General features: G+C 67.6%; 23 protein-coding genes. 19 read left to right on the plus strand and 4 right to left on the minus strand.

The features are described 5' to 3' along the window. The first annotated feature begins 38 nt into the window (after positions 1-38). The 7 genes from fliD to ABIB42_RS03255 all read left to right on the plus strand — a co-directional run bounded on the left by fliD (position 39) and on the right by ABIB42_RS03255 (position 7,367). Positions 39-2,678, plus strand: coding sequence for a flagellar filament capping protein FliD (fliD, locus tag ABIB42_RS03225; protein WP_219864968.1), 2,640 nt, complete (start codon positions 39-41; stop codon positions 2,676-2,678). 22 nt (positions 2,679-2,700) lie between these two features. Then, entirely contained in the window at positions 2,701-3,153 is a 453-nt protein-coding gene (gene fliS, locus ABIB42_RS03230) for a flagellar export chaperone FliS (protein WP_005665903.1), read from the plus strand. Positions 3,154-3,158: 5 nt separating this feature from the next. After that, entirely contained in the window at positions 3,159-3,497 is a 339-nt protein-coding gene (locus ABIB42_RS03235; RefSeq protein WP_229409760.1) for a flagellar protein FliT, read from the plus strand. Between the two features lie 15 nt (positions 3,498-3,512). Beyond that, the gene (locus tag ABIB42_RS03240) at positions 3,513-4,643 is read left to right on the plus strand and encodes a flagellar hook-length control protein FliK (protein ID WP_005665899.1); all 1,131 of its coding nucleotides are present in this window, start codon (positions 3,513-3,515) and stop codon (positions 4,641-4,643) included. Further along, positions 4,636-4,995, plus strand: a complete 360-nt coding sequence (locus ABIB42_RS03245; RefSeq protein WP_429247892.1) for an EscU/YscU/HrcU family type III secretion system export apparatus switch protein — start codon at positions 4,636-4,638, stop codon at positions 4,993-4,995. Before ABIB42_RS03240 ends, ABIB42_RS03245 begins: the two co-directional genes overlap by 8 nt. Beyond that, a complete protein-coding gene (locus ABIB42_RS03250) occupies positions 4,988-5,737 on the plus strand; it encodes a flagellar brake protein (protein ID WP_429247893.1) in 750 nt (249 codons plus the stop codon). Before ABIB42_RS03245 ends, ABIB42_RS03250 begins: the two co-directional genes overlap by 8 nt. Positions 5,738-5,819: 82 nt before the next feature. Then, entirely contained in the window at positions 5,820-7,367 is a 1,548-nt protein-coding gene (locus ABIB42_RS03255; RefSeq protein ID WP_429247925.1) for an HD domain-containing phosphohydrolase, read from the plus strand. Between the two features lie 57 nt (positions 7,368-7,424). Here ABIB42_RS03255 and ABIB42_RS03260 read toward each other — a convergent pair whose 3' ends face one another. Further along, positions 7,425-8,051 (minus strand): response regulator transcription factor, encoded by a 627-nt coding sequence (locus tag ABIB42_RS03260; protein ID WP_219864971.1) that lies wholly within the window; start codon positions 8,049-8,051, stop codon positions 7,425-7,427. A gap of 159 nt (positions 8,052-8,210) precedes the next feature. Here ABIB42_RS03260 and ABIB42_RS03265 point away from each other — a divergent pair, with 159 nt between their 5' ends. Beyond that, on the plus strand, positions 8,211-8,660 hold the full coding sequence (locus ABIB42_RS03265; RefSeq protein ID WP_005665891.1) for an RrF2 family transcriptional regulator: 450 nt from the start codon (positions 8,211-8,213) through the stop codon (positions 8,658-8,660). Positions 8,661-8,697: 37 nt separating this feature from the next. On the opposite strand, the gene ABIB42_RS03270 is transcribed toward ABIB42_RS03265, so the two are convergent. Further along, entirely contained in the window at positions 8,698-9,600 is a 903-nt protein-coding gene (locus ABIB42_RS03270; RefSeq protein ID WP_005665889.1) for a LysR family transcriptional regulator, read from the minus strand. A 106-nt stretch (positions 9,601-9,706) separates the two neighbouring features. Here ABIB42_RS03270 and sugE point away from each other — a divergent pair, with 106 nt between their 5' ends. The 3 genes from sugE (at position 9,707) to ABIB42_RS03285 (ending at position 12,992) form a co-directional block, all read left to right on the plus strand. Next, entirely contained in the window at positions 9,707-10,027 is a 321-nt protein-coding gene (gene sugE / locus ABIB42_RS03275; protein ID WP_184238993.1) for a quaternary ammonium compound efflux SMR transporter SugE, read from the plus strand. 392 nt (positions 10,028-10,419) lie between these two features. Beyond that, positions 10,420-12,531, plus strand: a complete 2,112-nt coding sequence (locus ABIB42_RS03280) for a protein kinase domain-containing protein (RefSeq protein ID WP_219864973.1) — start codon at positions 10,420-10,422, stop codon at positions 12,529-12,531. 50 nt (positions 12,532-12,581) lie between these two features. Next, entirely contained in the window at positions 12,582-12,992 is a 411-nt protein-coding gene (locus ABIB42_RS03285) for a hypothetical protein (protein WP_219864974.1), read from the plus strand. Here the strand turns inward: ABIB42_RS03285 and ABIB42_RS03290 are convergent. Continuing rightward, a complete protein-coding gene (locus ABIB42_RS03290; RefSeq protein WP_429247894.1) occupies positions 12,966-14,477 on the minus strand; it encodes a sigma 54-interacting transcriptional regulator in 1,512 nt (503 codons plus the stop codon). The two genes, ABIB42_RS03285 and ABIB42_RS03290, sit on opposite strands and share 27 nt — an antisense overlap. 308 nt (positions 14,478-14,785) lie before the next feature. Here ABIB42_RS03290 and ABIB42_RS03295 point away from each other — a divergent pair, with 308 nt between their 5' ends. Both ABIB42_RS03295 and ABIB42_RS03300 read left to right on the plus strand, forming a co-directional pair. Beyond that, positions 14,786-16,147 (plus strand): hypothetical protein, encoded by a 1,362-nt coding sequence (locus tag ABIB42_RS03295; protein ID WP_219864976.1) that lies wholly within the window; start codon positions 14,786-14,788, stop codon positions 16,145-16,147. 62 nt (positions 16,148-16,209) lie between these two features. Beyond that, the gene (locus ABIB42_RS03300) at positions 16,210-16,437 is read left to right on the plus strand and encodes a hypothetical protein (protein WP_184239002.1); all 228 of its coding nucleotides are present in this window, start codon (positions 16,210-16,212) and stop codon (positions 16,435-16,437) included. A gap of 114 nt (positions 16,438-16,551) precedes the next feature. Here ABIB42_RS03300 and fliE read toward each other — a convergent pair whose 3' ends face one another. Further along, on the minus strand, positions 16,552-16,929 hold the full coding sequence (gene fliE / locus ABIB42_RS03305; RefSeq protein ID WP_005665880.1) for a flagellar hook-basal body complex protein FliE: 378 nt from the start codon (positions 16,927-16,929) through the stop codon (positions 16,552-16,554). Positions 16,930-17,118: 189 nt separating this feature from the next. Here fliE and fliF point away from each other — a divergent pair, with 189 nt between their 5' ends. From fliF to ABIB42_RS03335, 6 genes are read left to right on the plus strand one after another with little or no spacing between them, the layout of a single operon-like run. After that, a complete protein-coding gene (gene fliF, locus ABIB42_RS03310) occupies positions 17,119-18,819 on the plus strand; it encodes a flagellar basal-body MS-ring/collar protein FliF (protein ID WP_219864977.1) in 1,701 nt (566 codons plus the stop codon). Continuing rightward, positions 18,812-19,816 carry a flagellar motor switch protein FliG gene (gene fliG, locus ABIB42_RS03315; protein WP_005665878.1) on the plus strand — a complete coding sequence of 335 codons (1,005 nt, stop codon included), beginning with the start codon at positions 18,812-18,814 and terminating at the stop codon, positions 19,814-19,816. The genes fliF and fliG overlap by 8 nt, the downstream gene beginning before the upstream one ends. Then, positions 19,816-20,556: a flagellar assembly protein FliH gene (locus ABIB42_RS03320; RefSeq protein ID WP_005665877.1), complete on the plus strand. Its 741-nt coding sequence runs from the start codon at positions 19,816-19,818 to the stop codon at positions 20,554-20,556. The genes fliG and ABIB42_RS03320 overlap by 1 nt, the downstream gene beginning before the upstream one ends. Beyond that, complete coding sequence (gene fliI / locus ABIB42_RS03325; protein WP_184239149.1) at positions 20,556-21,980, plus strand: flagellar protein export ATPase FliI; 1,425 nt, start codon at positions 20,556-20,558, stop codon at positions 21,978-21,980. The genes ABIB42_RS03320 and fliI overlap by 1 nt, the downstream gene beginning before the upstream one ends. 36 nt (positions 21,981-22,016) lie before the next feature. Next, the gene (gene fliJ, locus ABIB42_RS03330; protein WP_219864978.1) at positions 22,017-22,460 is read left to right on the plus strand and encodes a flagellar export protein FliJ; all 444 of its coding nucleotides are present in this window, start codon (positions 22,017-22,019) and stop codon (positions 22,458-22,460) included. A 7-nt stretch (positions 22,461-22,467) separates the two neighbouring features. Next, a complete protein-coding gene (locus ABIB42_RS03335) occupies positions 22,468-23,742 on the plus strand; it encodes a flagellar hook-length control protein FliK (RefSeq protein WP_219864979.1) in 1,275 nt (424 codons plus the stop codon). Positions 23,743-23,917 lie beyond the last annotated feature (175 nt).

Genomic DNA, 23,917 nt, shown 5'->3' on the forward strand with positions numbered 1-23,917 from the left:
GATAATCACATACGATATCGCTTTCACGGGAGAAACAAGTGGCCGTCAGTTCAACCTCGCTAGACATCAACACCATCGTCAGCCAGCTGATGCAGGCCGAGTCCGCGCCTCTTGCCAACTATGACAAGAAGACGGCGGCATTCCAGGCCCGCGCGGCGGCCCTCAATCAGGTCAGCGCTGCCGTCGGCGTGTTCCAGGGCGCGTTGACGTCGCTGAACCAGCCGGCCACCTTCCAGGGATTGAGCGCTTCCTCCGCCAACAAGGACATCCTTTCCGGCACCGCCGGCAACGGCGCCGTGCCGGGCCGCTACAAGGTCAACGTGACCCAATTGGCCCAGGCCCAGAGCCTGAAGACCAGCGGTTTTGCCACCACCACCGCCACCATCGGTTCCGGCACCCCGACCACCCTGACCTTCCAGTTCGGCACCGTCACCGGCGGCACGTTCGGCGCCACCGGCGCTGCGCTGGGCGCAGGCGCCGCAGGCGGCGGCATCGGCAACGGCTCCCTGAGCCTGAACGGGATCGCGATCAGCACCGGTCCGACCACGCGCAGCGCGCGCGCCCTGGCCGAGGCCATCAATGCACAGAGCGACAAGACCGGCGTCGTCGCCACCGCCGGCACCACCACCACCCAGAGCGGCCTGTTCGACAACTTCGGCCAGGTCAGCATGGACAACGGCGCCAGCTATGCGCTGTCGGTCGGCGGCGTGCAGCTGGCCAGCCTGAACAGCAGCAGTGCGCCACTGACCGCGACCGACCTCGATACCGCCCTGGCCAGCGCCGGCACCCGCAATGCGCTGGCGGCCGCCAACATCACCGTCAGCGGCAGCGCCGAAGACGGCACGCTGCAGTTCACCGCGTCCGACGGCTCGACCATCGACATCACGGAGACCGTGACCGGGACCGTGCGCGGCGGCATCGGCAAGGACCCTGCCGATGCCAATGCGGGTTCGACTTTCAGTGCGACGGCCGGCGTCACCCTGCGCTCGAACGACGGCAACCAGATCGTGGTCGGCGGCACCAACCCGGCTGCCGCCGGCTTTACCGCGGGCAGCGTCGGCTCCCATTTGGACTCCGCTTTCTCGCTCAACGGCGCCATCAACAGCAAGACCATCACCCTGGAAGCGGGCGACCAGTCGCTGCAGGGCATCCGCGACGCCATCAACAAGGCCGACATGGGTGTCACGGCGACCATCGTGTCGGATGGCAGCGCCAAGCCCTACCACCTTGTGCTGACCTCGAACAAGACCGGCGAGGCAACGACGATGAAGATCAGCGTCGCCGGCGAGGACGGCGATGCGGGCGATCCAGCCATTGCCGCCATGCTCGGCTACGACCCGGCGGGCGTGCAGAACCTGACGCAGACGGCCGGCGCCCAGAGCACGAAGCTGAACATGAACGGCATCGAGATCAAGAGCGACAGCACCACTGTCACGGATGCGATCCAGGGTGTAACGCTGGACGTCACCTCGCTCGGCAGCACGACGCTCACCGTGTCCAAGGATACGGCGGCGATCACCACTGCGGTGAACGACTTCGTCAAGGCATACAACGACCTGAACAAGACGATTACCGGCCTTACCAGCTACAACGCCGAAACCGGCACGGGCGGGATCCTGCAGGGCGACGCCAGCGTGCGTTCGATCCAGAGCCAGTTGCGGCGCCAGATCAGCGCCGTGATGGAAGGCACCGGCGGCAAGCTGAACTCGCTGACGCAGATTGGCATCGGTTTCCAGCAGGACGGCAGCCTGAAGGTGGATTCGACCAAGCTCAACAAAGCGATCACCGAGAACGCGGCCGACTTCGGCGGCCTGTTCGCGGCAATGGGCTCGACCACCGACAACATAATCAAGTTCGACAAGTCGAGCGCAGCCACCAAGCCGGGCACGTATGCGATCAGCATCACCAGCCTGGCGACCCAGGGCAACCTGGTCAGCAGCGCCGCCCTCACCGGCTCGACCACGATCGCCCCGAACACCGTCTGGCGCGTCACGCTGAACCAGACCGACCCGGTCACCGAAAGCAAGACGCAGGAAATCAAGCTCCAGGCCGGCACCTACAGCAACGACGACCTGGCCGCGCTGATCCGCTCCGCGATCAACGGCAACTCCACCTTCGCCGGCGCCGGCGACACGGTCGAGGCCTCGGTCGGCGACGATGGCCGCCTGACGCTGTCGTCGAGCAAGTACGGCGATGTGTCGAATATCTCGATCGCCGGCGTCAGCGGCAGCCCGGTCGACAGCATCTTCGGCGGCGCGACCCCGACCAAGGGCAAGGACGTCGAAGGCACCATCGGCGGCGTCGCCGCCACCGGCAATGGTCAATCGCTGACCGCAGCGCCCGGCTCGTCTGCCGAAGGCATCCAGGTGTCGATCACCGGCGGCCTGGTGGGCGACCGCGGCTCGGTCACCTTTTCGCAGGGCTTCGCCTACCAGCTCAACAACCTGGCGACCGGCTTCGTCGGCAAGGACAGTCTGCTCAAGAGCAAGACCGACGGCCTGAACGCCTCGATCAAGTCGGTTGCCGAACAGCGTTCGCGCTTCGAGACGCGCCTGGAAAGCATGGAAAAGCGCTACCGCGCGCAGTTCGTCGCGCTCGACGCCATGCTGGCCTCGATGCAGTCGACCTCTAACTATCTTACCCAGCAGCTGGCGACCCTGTCGGCCAACTGGGGTTAATTGAGCATCACTGGAGAATCACATGTTTGGAACCCCTAAACGCGGCGTCGGCGCTTATGCCACGGTCGGCCTGGAAACCGGCGTCGCTTCGGCCTCGCCGCACAAGCTGGTGGTCATGCTGTACGACGGCGTGATCGTCGCCCTGCTCAGCGCGATCAACGGCATCAAGTCGTCGAACATCGCCACCAAGGGCGCCTCGATCTCGAAGGCCATCACGATCATCGACAACGGCCTGCGCGCCTCGCTCGACAAGAAGGCCGGCGGCGAAATCGCCGCCAATCTCGACGCCCTGTACGACTACATGAGCCGCCGCCTGCTGGAAGCGAACATCAAGAACGACGCCGCCATCGTCGAAGAGATTCACGGCCTGATGGCGAACCTGCGCGAAGCCTGGGTCCAGATCGGCGAGCAGCAGGCCGCGGCCGAGCCGATGCCGCCCGCGATCCAGAAAGCCCCTACCCTGATGAGCGCCTGAGAGAGATGACGACGATGACGATGAGCGGACAGGAAGTCGTGACCACCTATGAAACCATGGTCGGCATCACCGAGCGCATGCTCGATGCGGCCAGCGCCAACGAGTGGGACCGCCTGGCCGAACTGGAGCAGGAATGCGCGCGCCATGCGAATCGGTTGAAAGCGAATGAAGGCGGCGCGCCGCTGGGCGGCCAGGAGCGCCTGCGCAAGGTCAACGCGATCCGCCGCATGCTCGACACCGACCGCCAGATCCGCGACCTCACCACGCCATGGATGGCGCACCTGTCGTCGCTGATGAAGAGCACCTCGACCGAACGCCGCGTCGTGCGCGCCTACGGCGTCTGATGATGGGAGGGCTGGATGCTGCCGCGTGAACTCGTCGGCAGCGTCACGCCTGTCACTGCGGCCCGGCCGGCCGAGCAGGCCGCCGATCCGCGCCAGCAGGCGTTCGCGCGCGAGATCGCGCCGCTGCTGGGCAAGGCCATCCACGGCGCGGTCCAGGCCCGGCTGCTGGATGGCACCTTCGTCGTCAAGTTCGCCGACACCCAGGCCCGCATGCAGCTGCCTCCCGGCGCCCAGGTCGGCGCCGACGTGCCGATGACCCTGGTCGGCCTGCATCCGCGCCCCACCTTCCAGGTCGGATCGCAAACAACGACCGCCTTTGCCGAAGCCGGCCCCGCGCCGCAAGAAGACGCCGACGGCGCGCATGCGCCGCTGTCGTACCGCGAAGGCGCCGCCGTCGGCCGCGCCGGCGCCCTGCTGGCATCCGGCGCCGCGCTCGGCGCGCAAGCGTTCGCCGGCGGCACCGAGGCGAAGAACACCACCTTGAGTCCCACCGCCCAGGCCCTGGCCGGCGTGCTGGCCGCGGCCCAGAAGGCCGACAGCCAGCTCTCGAGCATCGTCGGCCGCGCGCCGCTGGCGCCCGGCCCCGGCACCGATCCGGCCCTGCTTGCCGCCGGCCTGCAGCAGGCGTTCGGCAAGAGCGGCCTGTTCTACGAATCGCACGTGGCCGAATGGGCGCGTGGCGCCCTGCCCCTGTCCGAACTGGCGAACGAGCCGCAGCAGCAGGCTGCGCAGGGCGGCGCACGCCCAAATGCGCAGGATCCCGCGACTGCGCAATTCATCAGCATGCAGCTGGCGGCCCAGGAGCAATCGCACCTGGCCTGGAAGGGCCAGCTGTGGCCGGGCCAGCCGATGGAATGGGACGTGCAGCGCGAGGCCCATGGCGATGGCGGCGGCGAGCAGGCCATCTGGCACTCGCGCCTGCGCCTGCGCTTTCCGCAGCTGGGCGAACTCGAGGCGCAGCTGCGCATGGTGAACGGAAGCCTGCAGGTGCAGTTCGCGGCGGCCGACGACGCCACCGCCGGCCTGCTGCGCGAGCACATGCCGGAACTGGCGAGCGCCCTCGATGCGGTGGGCACGCCGCTGGCCGGCTTCGATGCGCGCGCGCGCGCCGGCAAGCCGGATGCGAAGGATGCGGGCGATGCCTGAATCGGCCGACAGGCGGCGCCAGAACGCCGTGGCGCTGGCCTACGGGGCAGGCGAGCGCGCGCCAACCGTGGTGGCCAAGGGTTCCGGCATGGTCGCCGAGCAGATCATCCGGCGCGCCCAGGATGCCGGCGTGTTCGTGCACGAATCGAAGGAGCTGGTGTCGCTGCTGATGCAGGTCGATCTCGACCGCGAGATTCCGCCCGCCCTGTATCGGGCAATTGCGGAACTGTTGGCATGGCTATATCATATAGAGTCGGCTCGACAACATGGTGGGCTGTTGCCTCCCGCGCCCGATCCGACGCCCCACCTCCCAACGGAATTAGCGGCAAGGACAGATGCAAGCGATGATTGAAGCAGAACTGGAAGACTGGCACGACTACGAAGTCGGATCCCGCCGCGAGATCGTGGCGCTGCTGCGCCAGATCGGAGAAAAGAACCAGCTGATTCGCATGCTGATCAAGGGCGAGGCAGACGTCTGCGTCACCGCGATCCTGGCGGTCGACGAGGACAGCGGCGCCGTGGTGCTGGACCGCTCGGTGGACCGCGCCCAGAACGACCGCATCGTGGCCGCCGGCCGCGTGAAATGCGAAACCACGCTCGACAAGATCCGCATCCTGTTCGGCGCCGACGGCTTGGGCCCCACCACCTGGCGCGGCGAGCCCGCCCTGCGCGCCGACATCCCGCCTACCCTGATCCGCCTGCAGCGGCGCGAGTACTACCGCATGCCGACCCCGGTCAGCAATCCGGTGCGCGCGCTGGTGCCGGTGCCGCTGGACGCCGGCGGCGGCATGGGCGTGTTCCCGCTGCACGACATCAGCGTCGGCGGCGTCGCCCTGCTCGACAACAAGCTCCAGCTGGGCGCCAGCGTCGGCCGCGTGATCGAGGGCTGCCGCATCGAACTGCCCGAGATCGGCCCGATCGCGACCTCGCTCGAGATCCGCAACTCGCTCGACCTCACCCTCCTGAACCACAAGACCAGCCGCCGCCTGGGCTGCCAGTTCGTCGACATCTCGCGCGGCGGCCTGGCGGCCGTGCAGCGCTATATCACCAAGCTCGAACGCGAGCGCAACGCCAAGCTCGCCGGTCTGGCCTGAACCTTCAGGCGGCCTGCGGCGCCGGCGCCGTGTAACAGGCGCCGGCGCCGCATCGGACATGCCCCCCATTAAACGACGATCGATGGACCCGGCCGCGCGCGCATCCGCCCCCTCCCTGTCGCTTCCCGCGGCTGCCCTGCACGGCCACGACACCGCAACCCTGTCCCAGGCCATGGGGCTGCTCGCCATCGTCGGCGACCTGAGCATGGGCCAGCCGATCGACGGTTCGGAGCGCGCCGCGCGCCTGGCCGCGCGCGTGGCGGCGGCGGCCGGCGCCAACGCCGCCGCCTGCGAGCATGCGCGCATGGTGGCGCTGCTGCGCTGGTCGGGCTGCACCGCCAACGCGGCCGGCTTCGCCGCGATGCTGGGCGACGACGTCGGCGCGCGCCACGCGCTGGTGAGCAGCACCCTCGATGCCCGGCAGGCGGCGCGCCTCTCCGACACCACCGGGCTGGCCGAAGTCCACTGCGAAGTCGCGGGCGACATCGCCGCCATGATGGGCTTGCCGGCCGCGGTCGAAAGCGGCTTGCGCCACGTGTGGGAGCACTATGACGGCAGCGGCATTCCGCTCCGCCTGCGCGGCGACGAAGTGCCGAACGTGGTGTATTACGCGGCGCTGGGCGGCGACCTCGAGATCCTGGCGCGCGTGCATGGCGTCGAGCGCGCGCTGGACATGATCGCGCAGCTGGGCGACGTCAAGTATCCGGCGCGCCTGGTGGCGCTCGTTTCGCCGCACGCGCGCGCCTGGCTCGACGAGCTGGAGTCCACCGAAGCGCCATCGCCGCAGCCGGATTTTCTTCCGGTGTCGGCGCCGCTCACCCTGGTGGCCGACATGATCGAACTGAAGCTGCCCTGGCTGGCCGGCTATTCGCGCCGCGTCGCGCTGCTGGCGCAGGAGGCGGCGCAGCTGGCGGGCCTGCCCGAGGCGCAGCAGCGCCTTGTTGCGCGCGCCGCCCTGCTGCACGGGATCGGGCGCGCGGCGGTGACCAACACGGTGTGGGAACGCAGCGGCAGGTTGAGCGCCGCCGACTGGGAAGCGGTGCGCCTGGCGCCCTACTGGACCGCGCGCGCCGGCAGCCGCATCGACGGCCTGGGGCCGGACGCGCAACTGGCCTCGCACGTCTACGAGCGGCTGGACGGCAGCGGCTACTTTCGCAGCCTGGACGCGAGCGCCCTCGGCGCGCCGCAGCGCCTGCTGGGCGTGGCCGCCGCCTGGACGGCGCTGCGCTCGCCGCGCCCATGGCGCGCAGCCCACGAGCCGGCGGCGGCTATCGCCCTGCTCGAGGCCCAGGTGACGGGCGGCCGTTTCGACCGCGCCACAGTCGACGCCGTGCTGGCCGCGGCGGCGGACGTTCGCACCACGCCGGCACATGGAACGGGAACGGCGGGCGCGGGGGCCGCAGGTGGCGCCAACGGCAGCGCCGGCGCGCCGGTGCGCGCCACGCTGTCGGCGCGCGAGGCCGAGGTCTTGCAGCGCATCAGCCTCGGGGAGAGCAACAAGGAGGCCGCGCGCGCCATGCGCATCAGCCCCGGCTCCGTGCGCACCCACGTCGAGAGCATCTTCCGCAAGCTCGATTGCTCGACCCGCGCCGCCGCCACGCTCAAGGCCCTGACTCTCGGGCTCATCTAAGAGCCTGTCGTGTTCTTTTGCTTGCCCCAGGACCATCGAGGGCCGCATCCCGATCGATCAGTTATAGGCGCTGCGGATGCCGCTGCCCGGACGGATCAGGCCGCGCTGCGTGGCGACCACCACCGCATGGGTGCGCGCGGTGGCGTCGAGCTTGCTCATCACGCCCTTCACATGGGTCTTGACGGTGCCGACGCCGATGCCCAGCCTGCGCGCAATCGACTTGTTGCAGCAGCCCTCGGCCAGCAATTGCAGCACGTCGGTCTCGCGGCCGGTCAGGGTTTCGCGGCTGAGGCTATCGGCCACGCTGCGCGTCACCGATTCGCTCAGGTAGCGCTGGCCCTGGGCCAGCGACGCGACCGCCTCGAGCAGCTCGTCCTGGCTGCACGACTGCAGCACGTAGCCATGCACGCCCGCGTCCATCGCGAGACGCACTTCCCATTCCTTGTCGAGCTGGGTGACGATCAGGACACTGGGCCGGCGCAGGCCCGCGTGCTCGGGCTGGCGCGCCAGCGCGAGGCCGGTATCGTAGTCGGCGACCAGCACCCGCGCCGCCTGCCGCGCCTCCGGCTGGCTCGGGTGGGTGCTGACGCGCCATTCCTGGCGGTCGGCCAGGATGGCGTGCAGGCCGGCGGTCATCACCGGATCGGTGTGGATGATATGAACGGCGGATGGGATGGTCGGCATGGTGTACTCCTGATTTGGCTGCGTCGGGCACGCTACCCGTTCGTTCATATTGGAACGACAAGTTAAGTCCGGCAAGTTAAACCATGTAAAAAATGCGCCGGCAGGCGCCGGGCGGCGCTTCGATAGGCTGGCATGCGAATGCGTTATACTTGGGCGATCATGCGTCTGACCTCCTTCACCGATTACACGTTGCGCACGCTGCTGCACCTGGGCAGCAATCCCGGCCGCCTGGTGACGATCCAGGAGATCGCAGACCTGCACAGCATCTCTAAAAACCACCTGATGAAGGTGGTGAACGAGCTCGCACGCAACGGCACGATCGAAACCATTCGTGGCCGCAACGGCGGTTTTCGCCTGGCGCACGAACCGAAGGACATCAATATCGGCGCCATCGTACGCATGAGCGAGAGCGACTTCTACATGGCCGAGTGCTTCGACCCCAACGGCACGCCGTGCGGCCTGGTCAAGGCTTGCGGCCTGAAGAGCGTGCTGGGCAATGCCACCGCCGCCTATCTGGCCGAACTCGACCGTCACACCCTCGCTTCCCTGCTGCCCGAGCCGCGTCCGCGCGACATGCCGGTCACGGTGCACCGGCGCAAGGCCGCCTGAACCTTCAGCGTCGACCGCGCTTCCTCCATCTACCGCGTCAGGACGAATGCGTGCGGCGCTCGTTCAGCAGGGTCACGAAGCGGCGTGCCGCCAGGCCCTGGGGACGGCTGTTCGCCCACACCACGTCGACGAACAACTTCATGATGTTGGTGAAATTGGCGGAAGGGATTTGCAACAGCTGGCCATCCGCCAGCGGCGCACGCACGAAGCCGGCGGGCAGCCAGGCCCAGCCCAGCCCCGCGGTTACCAGGCTCAGCGCGGCGACCGGATTGTCGGTCTTCCACTGCAGGCGCGACATGGCGATGCGCTTGTCGACCTGGTCGGCATGGCGGCCGGCCATCACGATCTGGCGCTCGCCCAGCAGGTGCTGGTCGCGGATCGCGCCGGCCGGCACGCGCGCCAGCAAGGGGTGGTCAGGCGCCAGCACCGCCACCAGGGTTTCCTGGGCCACTTCCTGGAAACCTTCGCGCGGATCCATGCCGTAGCGCTCGAACACCAGCGCCAGGTCGGCGCGGCCATCCTGCAACATCGCCAGGGCATCGGCTTGCGCGGCGCTCAGCACATTCACTTCCAGCAAGGGAAACTCGTCGGACAGGACCCGCAGCGCATCGTGCCAGGGCGCGGCGGCCATCAGCTCGGGCACCAGCACCAGGGTCAACGAAGGCTCGAGGTCCTGGCTCAGCGACAGCGCGTGCTGGTTCAGCAGCCGCAATTGCTCGACCAGCAGCCGCGCCTGCGGCAGCAAGGCCAGCGCGTGGTCGGTGGGACGCGGCTCGCGGCCGCTGCGGTCGAACAGTTCCAGGCCGAGTTCGGCTTCCAGGTTGGCGATGGACATGCTGATGGCCGAAGGGACGCGCCCGAGCGCGCGCGCGGCGGCCGAGAACGAGCCGCCATCGACAGCGGCGAGCAGGATGCGCAAGTGGTCGAGATCGAAAGCCATCTATCAATCATACTGACAGCTGCTGACTTTTTCCATCACCCTGATTCACATAAGATGCGCTTTTTATCAGCGGCAACGTCTGCCGCGTCCAGTCGAGGAGAGCATCATGGTGTGGTTGGTATTGTTTCTGGCAGGGTTGTTCGAGGTGTGCTGGGCGGTCGGCCTGAAGTACACGGAAGGATTCACCCGCCTGTGGCCCACGGTCGGCACCGTGGTGGCGATGGCGATCAGTTTCGGCCTGCTGTCGCAGGCGATGAAGACGCTGCCGCTGGGAACGGCCTATGCGATCTGGACCGGCATCGGCGCGGTCGGCACCGCCCTGGTGGGCATCGTCCTGTTCGGCGAGTCGGCCAACCTGGCGCGCATCGCCTGCATCGGCCTGATCGCGGCCGGCATCATCGGACTGAAGCTGGCAACGCCGGCCTGAAAACGCCCGGCGATCCCGGACCACAATGGCACCCGGCGGTATTACGCCAGCACAGGAACTGGCGCTGGCGGCACGCTGTGGGAGCGCTGGGATCGCCAGCTTTTGATAAAAATCAACGGTCAATCCGACAAAATTTTCCCTGGAGCCGGTTTTACGTACTATGCACCTTGATCTTGATGTTCCGAAATTTCAGGTGGTCATGTAGCAGAAAACATCCTGCCGCTGACCGCGCGAGATCGCTGTAACGGCCATGACAGGCGCCTGGCATAAGGTGCGCCGGCGCCCCACCCGATAACCATGCGCGACTTTCCATGATCGCAAAGCTCTGCTCTTTCAGCGAAATGCCAGCGGAGGCGCTTCCGGCAAGCACGGCGCTTCCCAGCCATTACGAATTGGGCGCGCGCCTCGGCGCCGGGGGCTATGGCGAGGTGTACGAGGCCTGGGACAACAAGCTGCAGCGCAGCGTGGCGATCAAGCGCATCGAACGCGCCGCCCATGCGGCCGCCCACGCCGACCCGCTGCATGAAGCGCGCATGGCGGCGTCGCTGCACCACCCGTCTTTCGTCACCGTGTATGCCATCGAAGAAGATGCGTCCGGCGCGTCGATCGTGATGGAACTGGTGCAGGGCCGCACCATCGGGCAGCTGGCCCAGAAAAGCCGCATCGCCCGCGCCACGGCGCTCGACTGGATCGGCCAGATCGCCGCCGCCATGCAGGATGCCCACGCGGCAGGCCTGGTGCACGGCGACCTGAAGCCCTCCAACCTGATGATCGAGCCGTCCGGGAAGGTGCGGATACTCGACTTCGGCCTGGCCTCGCGCTGCGACCAGCTGGCCACCGGCGCGGTCGACTCGACCGGGCCGGTCGGGACCATCGCCTACATGGCGCCGGAACGCCTGATCGGACACCGCGCCGACGCACTGTGCGACATCTACGCCGTCGGCGTGCTGCTGTACGAACTGCTGGCCAGAACCCGCCCGCACAGCCACCTCAGCGGCCTGGCGCTGGCGGCCGCGCATATGCAGTCGAGCTCGGCCAGCTGGCACTATCCCGAGACCATCGATGCGCCGCTGGTGGCCCTGATCCGGGACATGACGGCGCAGCAGCCGGCGCAGCGGCTGCCCGGCATGGCGCAGGTGGCGCAGCGGCTGGCCGAAATCGCGTCCCTGCAAGCGCCGCATCCGCCGCCGTCCCCGCGCCGCCGCCGCTGGCAGGGCCCGGCGGCGGTGCTGTTGGCGCTCGTGCTGGCGGGCGGCATATGGCGGCTCGGGACCGAATCCGCGGCGCGCGCGCCGGTCCATCCGGCGGCGCCCGCGCCGGTCCATCCGGCGGCGCCCGCGCCGGTCGATTCGCCGGCGCTCGCGATGCAGCGGGGGCTGGCGGCCCTGAAGCATTTCGACCGTCCCGGCAGCCTGGACGCGGCCGAGCGCCACTTCAGCGCGGTGCTGGCAGGCGACGGCGGCCATGCGGCGGCGGCGGCCGGCATGGCGCTGGTGCAGACGCTGCGCTACCGCGGCGACACCCAGGACGAGGTCTGGCTGCGCAAGGCCGACGCCAGCGCCCAGCAAGCCATGAAGCTGAACGATCAGCTGGCGCTGGCGCACATCGCCCGCGGCTGGGTGCTCGCCAGCCAGAGACAGCACGAACGCGCCGGACAGGCCTTCAAGCGCGCGCTGCAGCTCGACCCGGCCGATTTCTTCGCCTGGTACGGCAAGGCCCAACTGCTGCGCCACGCCGGACGCGACGCGCAGGCGTTCGAGACGCTGCGGCTGGCCCAGGCCCGCTTTCCGCGCGAGCGCGTGTTCTTCGACGAATTGGGCAGCCTGCTCTACGAGCGCGGCGATCATGCCGGCGCCGAGCAGGCCTTCCGCCGCAGCATCGCCGTGCAGCCCGACGCGGTCGCCGGCTATGCCAACCTGAATGCCGCCCTCCTGCGCCAGGGCCGCGCCGACGAGGCCCTGCGCGTGCTGCAGCAGGGATTGCAGGTGCGCCCGAGCGCCACCCTGTACGCCAACCTCGGCAACGCGCTGTTCCTGCGCGGAGACTACGTCGGCGCCGCCGCCGCCTTCGAGCATGCGGTGTCGCCGGTGCGCGGGGCGCCGGGCGAATACCTCAACTGGGCCAACCTGGCCGATACCCTGCTCTGGATTCCGGGACGCGAGGCCGAGGCCCGCCAGGCCTACGGCGAAGCGCGCCGCCTGCTCGCGCCCATCCTGCAGCGCGCGCCGCACGATGCGACCCTGGTCTCGCGCATGGGGTTGTACGCCGCCCGCAGCGGCGACCGGGACGCGGGCATGCAGCTGGCGGCGCGCGCCACAGAGCTCGCGCCCGACAGCGCCGACGTGCAGTTCCGCGCCGGCCTGGTGCGTGAGTTGCTGGGTGAGCGCGAGCTGGCGCTGGAATCGATCGCCAGCGCCCGGCGGCTGGGATATCCCGCCGCCTTCATCGACGCCGAGCCCGACCTGCTGGCACTGCGGCGCGACCTGCGCTACCGCCATCCGTGAACTCTCCTTGCCCCAATCCTGTCCGTTTCTTCCACCAGAAAGGCGATACCATGAGCGAAATCAGTCAGCCAGTTCCGACCACCGACCACACCTTCCAGGTCTACTACAGCAAGGCGGACCGCCAGATCCGCTGGAAATTCGATGGCGCCGACGACATCGACACCTGCAAGGTGCACACCAGCGACAGCATCGCCTTCTCCATCCAGCCCGAGGCCGACGACAGCGGCGGCGCCGTGGTGCAATCGGTGTTGCTGTCCGGCTCCCAGTCCGACCAGACCAAGGGCGCGCCGTTCGAGGAAGGCGCGTTGATCGACCTGAGCCAGACGATGAAGCTCAAGGTCGGCACGTCGACCGGGCTGTGGGGATTCAGCATCGCGTTTACCGTGGCCCACGCGGACAGCACCACCTCGTTCTATTTCGTGCCCGATCCGGAGCTACAGGTCGGTTCGATTCGCGCCTGAACGCTCCAGCAGCCCCAGTTTGTTGAGCTGGCGGCGCAGCGGCGCGGCCAGTGTCTTGAGGGCCGCGGCGCAGCGCTCGACGTCGCCCTGCGCCCCCGCCCAGGCACGGCCGATCTCCCCGGCCTCGATGCCCTCGGCGCGCCGGATCAACGGGTGCCGGTCGAGCAGCTTGTACAGGCTGGGGCGGGAGATGCCGAGCGATTCGGCGGTGCTACGCAGGATCCAGCCGTGGCGCGACAGCGCCGCGACCAGTTCATCGTCGCTCAGCGCGGAGGGCTTGCGGCGCGCCGCGCGCGCCCCCGCGAGCTTGCCGGCATCGGCCGCGGGCGGCTCTTGCACCAGCTGGTCGAAGCGCGGCGTGACGCCGCTCCTGACCATCAGCGCGGCGCGCTGCAGGACGCGCGCCAGCTGGCGCACATTGCCCGGCCAGTCGTAGCACGCCAGTTCGGCCACCAGTGAACACGGCAGGTCCACGCGCCCATCGTCGGCCGGATACAGCTGCCGGATCAGCACGCCGATGTCCTCGCGCCGGCTGCGCAGCGGCGCCAACTGGATGACCACGCCTTCCAGGCGGCGCAGCAAGGCCTGGTTGAAGTGCGAGCCGTCCAGGCGCTGGTCGGTCGCCGCCAGGATGCGCGCGGTCGAGCGCAGTTCTTGCACCGATCCCAGCGGCCGATAGTCGCCGCCCTCCAGCACTCGCAGCAGCATCGGCTGGACGCAGGCGGGGGCGTTGCCGATTTCATCGAGGAACAGGGTCGCCCCGTTGGCTTCGCCGAACAGCCCCTTGCGCTCGCCCTGGGCGCCGGTGTAGGCGCCCTTGACCGCGCCGAACAGTTCAGCCGCGGCCAGCGACTCGTTCAGGGCCGCCATATTGACCGTCACCAGCCTGGCGTCGGCGCGTGCGCCGAGCGCATGAATGGCGCGCGCCACCACTTCCTTGCCGGTCCCGGTTTCCCCCAGCAACAGCACCGGCAGATCGCTGCGGGCCACCATGCGGACCTGGTCGCGCAGCATGACGGCGGCGCTGCCGACGCCGTGCAGGCCGCGCACCTCGTTCGCTTTCGGCAGCACCGTACTCCAGTGCAGGCACAGCAGCACGGTCCGTCCCAGCGCGATTACCTGGCCGCGTTCGAGGTCGGCATGGTCCAGCGCCACGCCGGCGCCGATCTCGCGGCCATTCAATTCGGTGGTCATGCGGCTCAGCGGCGCCTGCAGCGAGACGCCGTCGTCGACGCGCACGATGCGCAGCGGCTCGCGCGAGATGGCGCCATGCCCGAGCGGCAGGCCTGCGGCGCCGGGACGGCTGAACAGCGGCGCGTAGCGGCTCAGTTCCAGCACGCCGCCGGGCGCGCTGGCGATGCACTGCTCGCCGATGCGGGCGGCGTCCGGATGCCAGAGGATGGTCAGGGTCAGCAAACGGCTGGCGGCGCCGTCCGCGTGCATCAACGGCGCGGTCAGCGTACGGGCGTCATTGAGGTCATGCATGCGCGGTCCTCACAGCGGCCATGTCCGGGTCCCTGGCGATGTATATGTCGTGGAAACAGGAAGTCAATTTTACACTCCCTTGACAATGCCGAAAGCGGTAAACCAGCCACATAACGCCCTGTTCGCATGCGCCGCGCATGAAATCGCCTCTTCATGCGCGCGACAGCCTTGCGTACGGCGCTGGCACACCCCTTGCGATAGATGGCCTGCGGACCGCGCTGGCGGCCGCACCGGCCGGCAGCTTGACGCCGGTCCATTCCAACCACTGGGGAACACACGAAGTCCTCGCAACTTTCTGGAGAACGATCATGGCTGTCAATCAAGCAAGCATCATGTGGCAAAAATTCGTCCAGGGACTGAACTCGTCGAGCGCCGGGGCCGGCCTCGACCCGAAAACCTTGATGCCTACCGGCGGGCTCACCAACGCCGACTGGCAGTACATGGACGTGACCGGCCTGCCGGCTGCCGCCGGCACCCCGCCGGTGCCGGGCAGCACCGTGGTAAGCGGGCTGGAGAACTGGGCCAACGTCATGCCGGCATGGTCGCCGTCGTACGCGCCGTCGTCGATGAATTTCTACGACCAGTACAAGGCCTTCCTGTTCGCCATCGCCCTCAAGGGCGGGAATCCGGCCCTGCAGCAGATCGCCGACGGCTATGGGGCCAAGGTCATCGCTGCCCAGAAGGCGCTGTCGACGACGACCACCAATTGCATGACCGCCTGGGTCGCCTTCAACACGGCCCAGTCCAGCCTGCCGCCGTCGGCCCAGTCCACCTATACCCAGTGGTATCAGCAGAACGGCTGGAACCAGGTGATCACCAGTGCCCAGAACGCGGTCTCCGCCCAGGTTACCCTGTACAACCAGGCCCTGGAGCAGGTCGGCGGCCCGGACTACCAGACCATTTCCGCCGCCCAGGCCAAGGTGGTGCTGAGCCCCGCGGCGGGCAACGGCATCGCCGATCCATCCGGCAATCTGCAGCCGGCGTATGTCATCACACCCGGCCTCAACGACTGGTACGTGAGCGCACTCCAGACGCTGGCCAGCAGCGCGCCGCCGCAGATCTCGATGACCATCAAGCTCGACGATTCCAACAGCAGCAACCTGGTGGTCAGCAGCTTCCTGGACGTCTCGGCGTCCGGCACCTACGACGCATTCTTCTGGGGCGGTTCGGCCTCGACCTCGTATTCGCAATCGAGCGACGCCCAGGATTACACGAGCCTGGTCCAGGGCATGACCATGACCTATACCGCGCAGGCTGCCCAGCTGTTTTCGATCGTCCCCGGGGCCTGGTTCGATTCGAGCATCGTGGCCGACTTCTACGACCAGGTTTCGCCGACCTCGGCCCTGGCCAACAAGCAGCTGTTCGGCCCCGATGGCATTCTGAACCTGCGCGCCGGCAAGCTGCTGGTGGTGCTCAAGCCCTCGGTGACCCTGACGTCGGACACCCAGAGCATCCAGGCGCTGTTCTCGAAGATGTCGCAGAACAGCGCGAGCAGCATTTCCATCGGCGGCTTCTGCTGGAGCGCCCAGGCCAATATGTCGCAAGGCGCCAGCAGCTTCAGCCAGGATGTGACGATGTCCGCCGACAAGACCTCGATCACCATCACCGACAACACCAACTCGCCCAAGGTCATCGCCGTGGTGCCGATCACCATGGGTAAAAGCGCCTGAGCACGCCATCGGCCACGGCGCTTCCTTCAACCCCTTCGCTCTTCAGGCATTATGGAGATGACATGCCTCTTTACATGACCCAGAAAACCAGTTCCGGCACCCTGCCGGCAATCACCTACTACCGGCGCCAGACCCAGCCGCACGTGTCGCACGTCGAGAGCGGCGCCTTCACCCAGGCGGCCCAGGTGGCTTATGCGACCACCAACCGGGTGCCCGTCGGGGACGTGGAACTGGGGGCCTACAAGTCCGGCCAGGGCGTTCCCACCGGCGGGAACGTCGAGCAGATCTAGGAAGCAGCACCGCTGGAGGACGCCCGGAGACCTGCTCGCAGAAGTCTCCCGGCGCCTCCGGCACCATGGGACGGTCGGCCATGACTGGCCTGGCTCGACGTCCCGCCGCCGGCATCACACCTGCATGTTCATGATGTCGTGATAGGCCGACACCAGCTTGTTACGCACCTGCACCGTCGCCTGGAAGGCGATGCTCGATTTCTGCATCGCGACCATGGTGTCCGACAGGCTGACCGTGTCGTCGCCCATGGTGAAGCGCCGGCTCAGCGCCTGCGCCTCGGCCGAGCGGTTGCTCACGCCCTGCAGGGAATTGTGCAAGGCTTCCGCGAAGTCGAGCTTGACCGCGGACTTGCCGCCCACCGCGCTGGCATTGCCGAGCCCACCAGGGGCGACCGGTCCCGCCGACTCCGGCTTGGTGGCCGCCGCCTTCAACTGCTCCATCATGGCCTGGATGCGGCTGCTGTCGATGCCGCCGATACCGCCAATACTCATGTTACCCTCCTGCATGTTATTGCCTTGTAGAATCATCTACAAATGCACTCAGGAAAGCAGAATAGCAGCGCGGGCGCCCATTTCACGTACGAGTTAAAGCGGTAAACGCCCCCTATTTCGGGGTTTGAATGTTGCCCCAGGGCTCCATAATGCTGCCTGTCCCCACCCATTCACCTGAATCCATCGAACATGGCAGCAACTGCGGAAGACCTTCTCGACACCACCCAGGGCCAGCCCCCGGCTGCGCCCCCGTCGTTTTTCCAGACGACCATGGGCAAGCGCGTCGCCATCGGCGGCGGCATCGCGCTGATTCTGGCGCTGATGATCGCTGTCTGGATGTGGAGCCAGGCGCCCGAGTATCGCGTGCTGTTCTCCAATTACAGCGACCGCGACGGTGGCGCCATCACCGCCTCGCTCGACCAGATGGGGGTGCAGTACAAGTTTTCCGAAGGCGGCAGCGCGATCCTGGTGCCGGCCGAGCAGATCCACGACCTGCGCCTGAAGCTGGCCGCGCAAGGCCTGCCGAAGGGCGGCAATGTCGGCTTCGAGCTGATGGAAAACCAGAAGCTGGGCGTGTCCCAGTTCCTGGAACAGGTCAATTACCAGCGCTCGCTCGAAGGCGAGCTGGCGCGTTCGATCCAGTCGCTGGGCTCGGTGAGCGCCGCGCGCGTCCACCTGGCGCTGCCGAAGCCGTCCGTGTTCGTGCGCGACCAGCAAAAGCCGACTGCCTCGGTGCTGCTCAACCTGCAGCCGGGCCGCGCCCTGGACCAGGGCCAGGTCAGCGCCATCTCGCACCTGGTCGCGTCCAGCGTGCCTGAACTGACCATCGGCAACGTGACCGTGGTCGACCAGAACGGCACCCTGCTGTCCGAGCAGGCCAACAAGGGCGCGGGCGGCAAGACCCTGGACCCGACCCAGCTGAAATACGTCGACCAGGTCCAGCAGAACATCATCAAGCAGGTCGAATCGATCATCAAGCCACTGGTCGGCGAGGGCAATGTGCGCGCCGAAGCGACCGCCGAGGTGGACTTCGCCCAGGTCGATACCGCGGCCGAGATGTACAAGCCGAACTCGCCGCCCGAGCCGCAGGCCATCCGCAGCCAGCAGACCTCGGAAACCCAAGGCGCCGGCGCCGGCCCGTCGGGCATCCCGGGCGCGCTGTCGAACCAGCCGCCGGGCGTGAACACCGCGCCGATCGACGGCGAGCCGCCGGCCGAAGCGCCTGCCGCGACCGGCCCGAGCACCAAGAATTCAACCACCAACTTCGAAGTCGACAAGACCATCCGCTACGAACAGCGTCCGATGGGCGGCATCAAGCGCCTGACGGTCGGCGTGGTGGTGAACTACCGCCGCATCGTCGACCCGGCCACCGGCAAGGTCACCGTGCGTCCGCTCGCGGCCAACGAAGTGGCCCAGATCAACGAGCTGGTCAAGCAGGCGATGGGTTACAGCCAGGCCCGCGGCGACACCCTGAACGTGACCAACGCACCGTTCGACGGTGTGGACAAGCCGGCCGATCCGGTGGTAGAACCGGACTGGTGGCGTGACCCGGCGAATATGCCGCTGTTCAAGGACCTGGCCCGCTACGCTTTCGTGTTCGCCGTGATCGCCTTCCTGTACTACCGCTTCCTGCGACCGCTGCTGCGTCCGGCGATCAAGAAGTTCGACGAAGCCACCGCCATCCCGGAAGAGCCGAAGGAAGACGAGAAGACCGAAGGCGGGGAAGGCGAAGAGGAAGCCGAAGAAGACGAGGAAGACCTCGAGGAAGAAGAGAAGATTCGCCGGGACATGGGTTACCGCGCCAACCTGAAGTTGGCGAAAGACCTGGCAAACGAAGATCCGCGCATCGTCGCAAACGTCATCAAGGCATGGTTGGGTTCAAATGAGTGATAAAGACAAGGACGGCACGAACAAGGCGGCAATCCTGATGCTGGCCCTGGGTGAAGCCGAAGCGGCCGAGGTGATGAAGTTCCTCGGCCCGCGCGAAGTGCTCAAGCTGGGCGCCGCGATGGCGCAGATGAAGGCGGTGCAGCACGGCCAGGTGGTCACGGTGCTCGAAGAGTTCGTCGAAGAGACCAATCTGCACTCGACCGTCGGCCTCGATTCGGACGAGTACATCCGCCAGGTGCTGACCAAGGCGCTGGGCGACGACAAGGCGGCAGTCTTGCTGAACCGCATTCTCGGCGGCAAGGACGCCTCGGGCATCGAGAGCCTGAAGTGGATGGACTCGGTCTCGGTGGCCGAGCTGATCCGCAACGAGCACCCGCAGATCATCGCCACCATCCTGGTCCACCTCGAACGCGACCAGGCCTGCGAAATTCTGGCAAACTTTACCGAACGACTGCGCAACGACGTCGTGCTGCGCATCGCCACGCTGGACGGCGTGCAGCCGGCCGCCCTGCGCGAGCTGAACGACGTGCTGACCAAGCTGTTGTCGGGTAATGAACACATCAAGAAGTCCTCGCTGGGCGGCGTGCGTACCGCGGCCGAGATCCTGAACTTCATGAGCGGCGAGCAAGAGCAAGCCGTGATGGACAATATCAAGAACTACGACAACGACATGGCGCAGAAGATCATGGACGAGATGTTCGTGTTCGACAACATCATCGACATCGACGACCGCGGCATCCAGTTGCTGTTGCGTGAAGTGCAGTCCGAGATGCTGATCATCGCGCTCAAGGGCGCCTCGCAGGACTTGCGCGAGAAGATCTTCAAGAATATGTCGCAGCGTGCCAGCGAAATGATGCGCGAAGACCTGGAATCGAAGGGTCCGGTGCGCCTGTCCGAAGTAGAATCGCAGCAGAAGCAGATCCTGCAGATCGTGCGCCGCCTGGCGGACGAAGGCCAGATCGTGCTGGGCGGAAAAGGTGAGGATTCGTTCGTCTGATGGCAATACCGAAAGAACAGCAGAGCGCCTACCAGCGCTGGGAAATGGCGTCGTTCGGCGACGATCGTCCCAGCACGCTCGCACGCCGCGCGGCCGAGGCCGCGGCCGCGTCCAGCGCCTCCCCTTCTGCTGACGCCACGCCCGCCCTGCCGCCGGGATTTTCCCTGCCGAGCGTCGAAGAACTGGAAGCGATGCGCGAAGCGGCGCGCCAGGAAGGCTTCGCGCAAGGGCTGGAAGAAGGCCGCGCCCAGGGCCATCACGAGGGCCGCGCACAAGGTTACGCCGAAGGCGCTGAGGCCGGCCAGCGCGAAGCCGCGGCCGAGCTGGCGCAGTTGCGCCAGGTGGCCGCCAGCTTCGGCGACGCCATCGCCCAGGCCGACGAGACCATCGCGCGCGACGTATTGGAACTGGCCCTGCGCCTGGCGCGCGGTATGGTGCGCACCGGTTTCGACGTGCGTCCCGAACTGATCCTGTCGGTGGTGCGCGACGCCATCGACCAGTTGCCCGTGCTGCAACAGCCGGCCGTGCTCACCCTGAACCCGCTGGATGCCGAACTGGTGCGCCATGGCATGGCCGAGGAATTGAGCAAGGGCGGCTGGCGCATCGTCGAGAACGGTTCCATCGCGCGCGGCGGCTGCAAGGTCGAGACCGCTACTAACCAGATCGACGCCCAAGCCGCGGCGCGCTGGAACCGCCTGACCCACGCGCTGGGCGCCAACGTCGAATGGCTGGGCGACTGATGGACGACCACCAGCACCACCAGGAAGGCACTGGCAGCGGCGACCCGCACACCGGGCGCTGGAAATCCTTCCTGCGCGATTGCGACACCCTGGTCAGCTTCGCCGATCCGCTGCAAGTGTCGGGCCGCGTCACGCGCGTGGCCGGGCTGGTGATGGAATGCGTCGGCCTGCGCCTCGCGGTCGGCGCCGCCGCCACGATCCCCACCGCCAGCGGCTTCATCGAGGCCGAAGTGGTCGGCTTCGAGGGCGAACGCCTGTTCCTGATGCCGCAAAGCGATACCGAAGGCGTGGTGCCCGGTTCGCGCGTCTTCCCGGTCGAGAGCGTGCTGCCGCCGCCGGGCACCGTGCCGCACGGGCGCCGGCGTCCGCAAGACCGCGCGCGCCACCTGCCGGTCGGCATGCAGCTGCTGGGCCGCGTGGTCGATGGCGCCGGCCGCCCGCTCGACGGCCTCGGCCCGCTCGGCACGAGCGAGGTGGGACCGCTCAATGCGCGGCCGGTCAATCCGCTCGACCGCGCGCCGATCAAGGACACGCTCGACGTCGGCGTGCGCGCCATCAATGCGATGCTGACCGTGGGCCGTGGCCAGCGCCTGGGCCTGTTCGCGGGCACCGGCGTCGGCAAATCGGTGCTGCTCGGGATGATCGCACGGTATACCGAAGCCGACGTCATCGTGGTCGGACTCATCGGCGAACGTGGCCGCGAGGTCAAGGAATTCATCGACCAGATCCTGGGCCCCGAAGGCCGCGCCCGCTCGGCCGTCGTGGCGGCCCCGGCCGACTCGCCGCCGCTGCTGCGCCTGCAGGGGGCGGCCTACGCCACGGCGATCGCCGAACATTTCCGCGACCAGGGCAAGAACGTGATGCTGATCATGGATTCGCTGACCCGCTACGCGATGGCGCAGCGCGAGATCGCGCTGGCGATCGGCGAGCCGCCGGCCACCAAGGGTTATCCCCCATCGGTGTTCGCCAAGCTGCCGGTGCTGGTGGAACGGGCCGGAAACGGCCTGGAAGGCGGCGGCTCGATCACGGCTTTCTATACCGTGCTGTCCGAGGGCGATGACCAGCAGGATCCGATCGCCGATGCGGCGCGCGGTATTCTCGACGGCCACATCGTGCTCAACCGCCACCTGGCCGAGGCCGGGCATTATCCGGCGATCGACATCGAGCAGTCGATTTCGCGCGCGATGCACTCGATCACGACGCACGAACACCAGCTGGCGGCGCGCAAGCTCAAACAATTGTATTCGCGCTATCAACGCTCGCGCGACCTGATCAATGTCGGCGCCTATGCCGCCGGCAGCGATCCGGTGCTCGACCAGGCCATCGCGAAGCATGGGGCCATCGAAGAATTCCTGTGCCAGGAAATCCACGACAACGCCACGCTTCCCCAGAGCTTGGGGCAACTTTCCTCGCTATTCAACTGATCGGCGAGAATTGTCCAGCGTTAAAATCGCTGCACCATGGCCCAATTATCCGCACTTGAAACACTGATCGACCTGGCGCAGAAGGATTCCGATGCTGCCGCCAAGCGCCTGGGCGCGGCCAACAAACTGGTCGAGGAAGCCGAACAGAAGCTGGAAATGCTGGTCGGCTACCGCGACGAATATGCGCGCAAGCTCGATGCCGCCCAGGTGGCCGGCATCACGCCTTTCGCGTACCACAACTTCGTTGCCTTTATTGGCAAGCTGGACAGTGCCTTGAATGGCCAGCGCGACGTGTTGAAGCATGCCCAATTCAAGGCGGAATCCGAGCGCAAGACTTTGCAGGAAAGCGAACGCAAGCGCTTGTCGTATCGCACGCTGAACGAACGCGCCGCGAGCGAAGCGCTCAAGGTGCAGAACAAGCGCGACCAGAAACTGATGGACGACCACGCGGCGCGTGGCGCCCGCTACAAACAACGCTGAGCGAATCATGACGACGCAGACCACGAATCTCCTGTTCCAGACCACGGGCGCCAATGCCAGCGCGCCACGCAGTGCGAGTCAGGACCGGCTGGCCGACAGCGCACGCAACAATGGCGCCTTCGGCGCCACCCTGTCGCGCGAACTGGCGGCGCGCCAGCAGGCGCCGCAGCCGCAGGCGCCGACCCCGGCTGCCCAGCAGCCGAAGCCGGCCGCGCAGCAGCAATCGAAACCGAATGCCGCCGACAAGCCCACCAACCGCGAGCCGGTGCGCGAACAGGCCAAGTCCGGCGTCAAGCCGGCCAGCCACGAAGGCGAAGCGAAGACCGCGTCCGCCGAGGGCGCGGAAGAATCCGGCGCGGCCGAAGCCGCCGCCGCGGCCACGACGCCGGTCACCGACATGCTGGCCTTCATGGCCAGCCTGACCAGGCCCGCAAGCGCCGACGCCGCTGCCGTGCCGCTCGACGCGGCCGCTGCCGGCGACCTGCAATCGAAGGCGCTGGAAAGCGCGCTGGAGCACATGACCGGCGCGGCCGGCAGCGCGGCCGGTGACGCCGCGGCCGGCGCCGCCGTCACCGACGAGCTCGGCAAAGGCGTCTCGCTGGCCGCCGGCGTGCAGCGTGCCCCGGTCGACCCGAACGCGCCCCAGGTCCAGGCCGGCGCCCTGCCGGAAGGTCAGCAGGATGCCGCCCAGTTCCAGACCCAGCTGCGCGAAAGCCAGCAGCAACTGGCAACGGCGGTCGAGGAAGCCCCGGCCCCGCTGGCCCAGCTGCAGGCCCAGGCCGCCAAGATGGCGGACGCGGTCGGCAACCCGGCCGCCGTGCCGGGCGACCGCATCCCGGCCCGGGTGGGCAGCCAGGCCTGGGACAACCAGGTCAGCCAGCGCATCGTCTACATGGTCGGCAAGGAGCAGGCCGCCACCCTGACCCTGAACCCGCCCGACCTGGGCCCGGTCCAGATCGTGCTCAACGTGAGCAACGACCAGGCCAGCGTGGCCTTCTCGGCCGAGCAGCTGGAAGTGCGCCAGGCCCTGGAAAACGCCCTCCCGCGCCTGCGCGAGATGATGAGCGAGAGCGGCATCGCCCTGAATAACGCGACGGTCGACGCCGGCGCACGCCAGCAGCAACAGGATGACCAACGCCGTGCGTCCGGCGGCACGGGCGCCAATGGCAACCTGGCCGGCGCTGGCGCCGGCAACGAGGGCGAGCCCGCAGTGAACGAAGTCGCGCCACGCACCCGCACCGTGGGCCTGGGCGAGCGCGGAATGGTCGACCTGTTCGCGTAATCCGGCCGGGACGGCGCGCAAGGGGCGGCCCGACGGCCGCCCTTTTCCATTCCGTCATCGCGCGCCTGCAACAATTCCGGATTTACTGCCTCTTCCTCCCTCTTTTCTAGGCTTGCCCGGGTGCATCTTTCCGCGACAATGCCATAATGTTGTACCCATTAACCAGCACTGAAGA

The sequence above is a fragment of the Massilia sp. UYP32 genome (assembly GCF_050434365.1).
Lineage (GTDB): Bacteria > Pseudomonadota > Gammaproteobacteria > Burkholderiales > Burkholderiaceae_D > Telluria > Telluria timonae.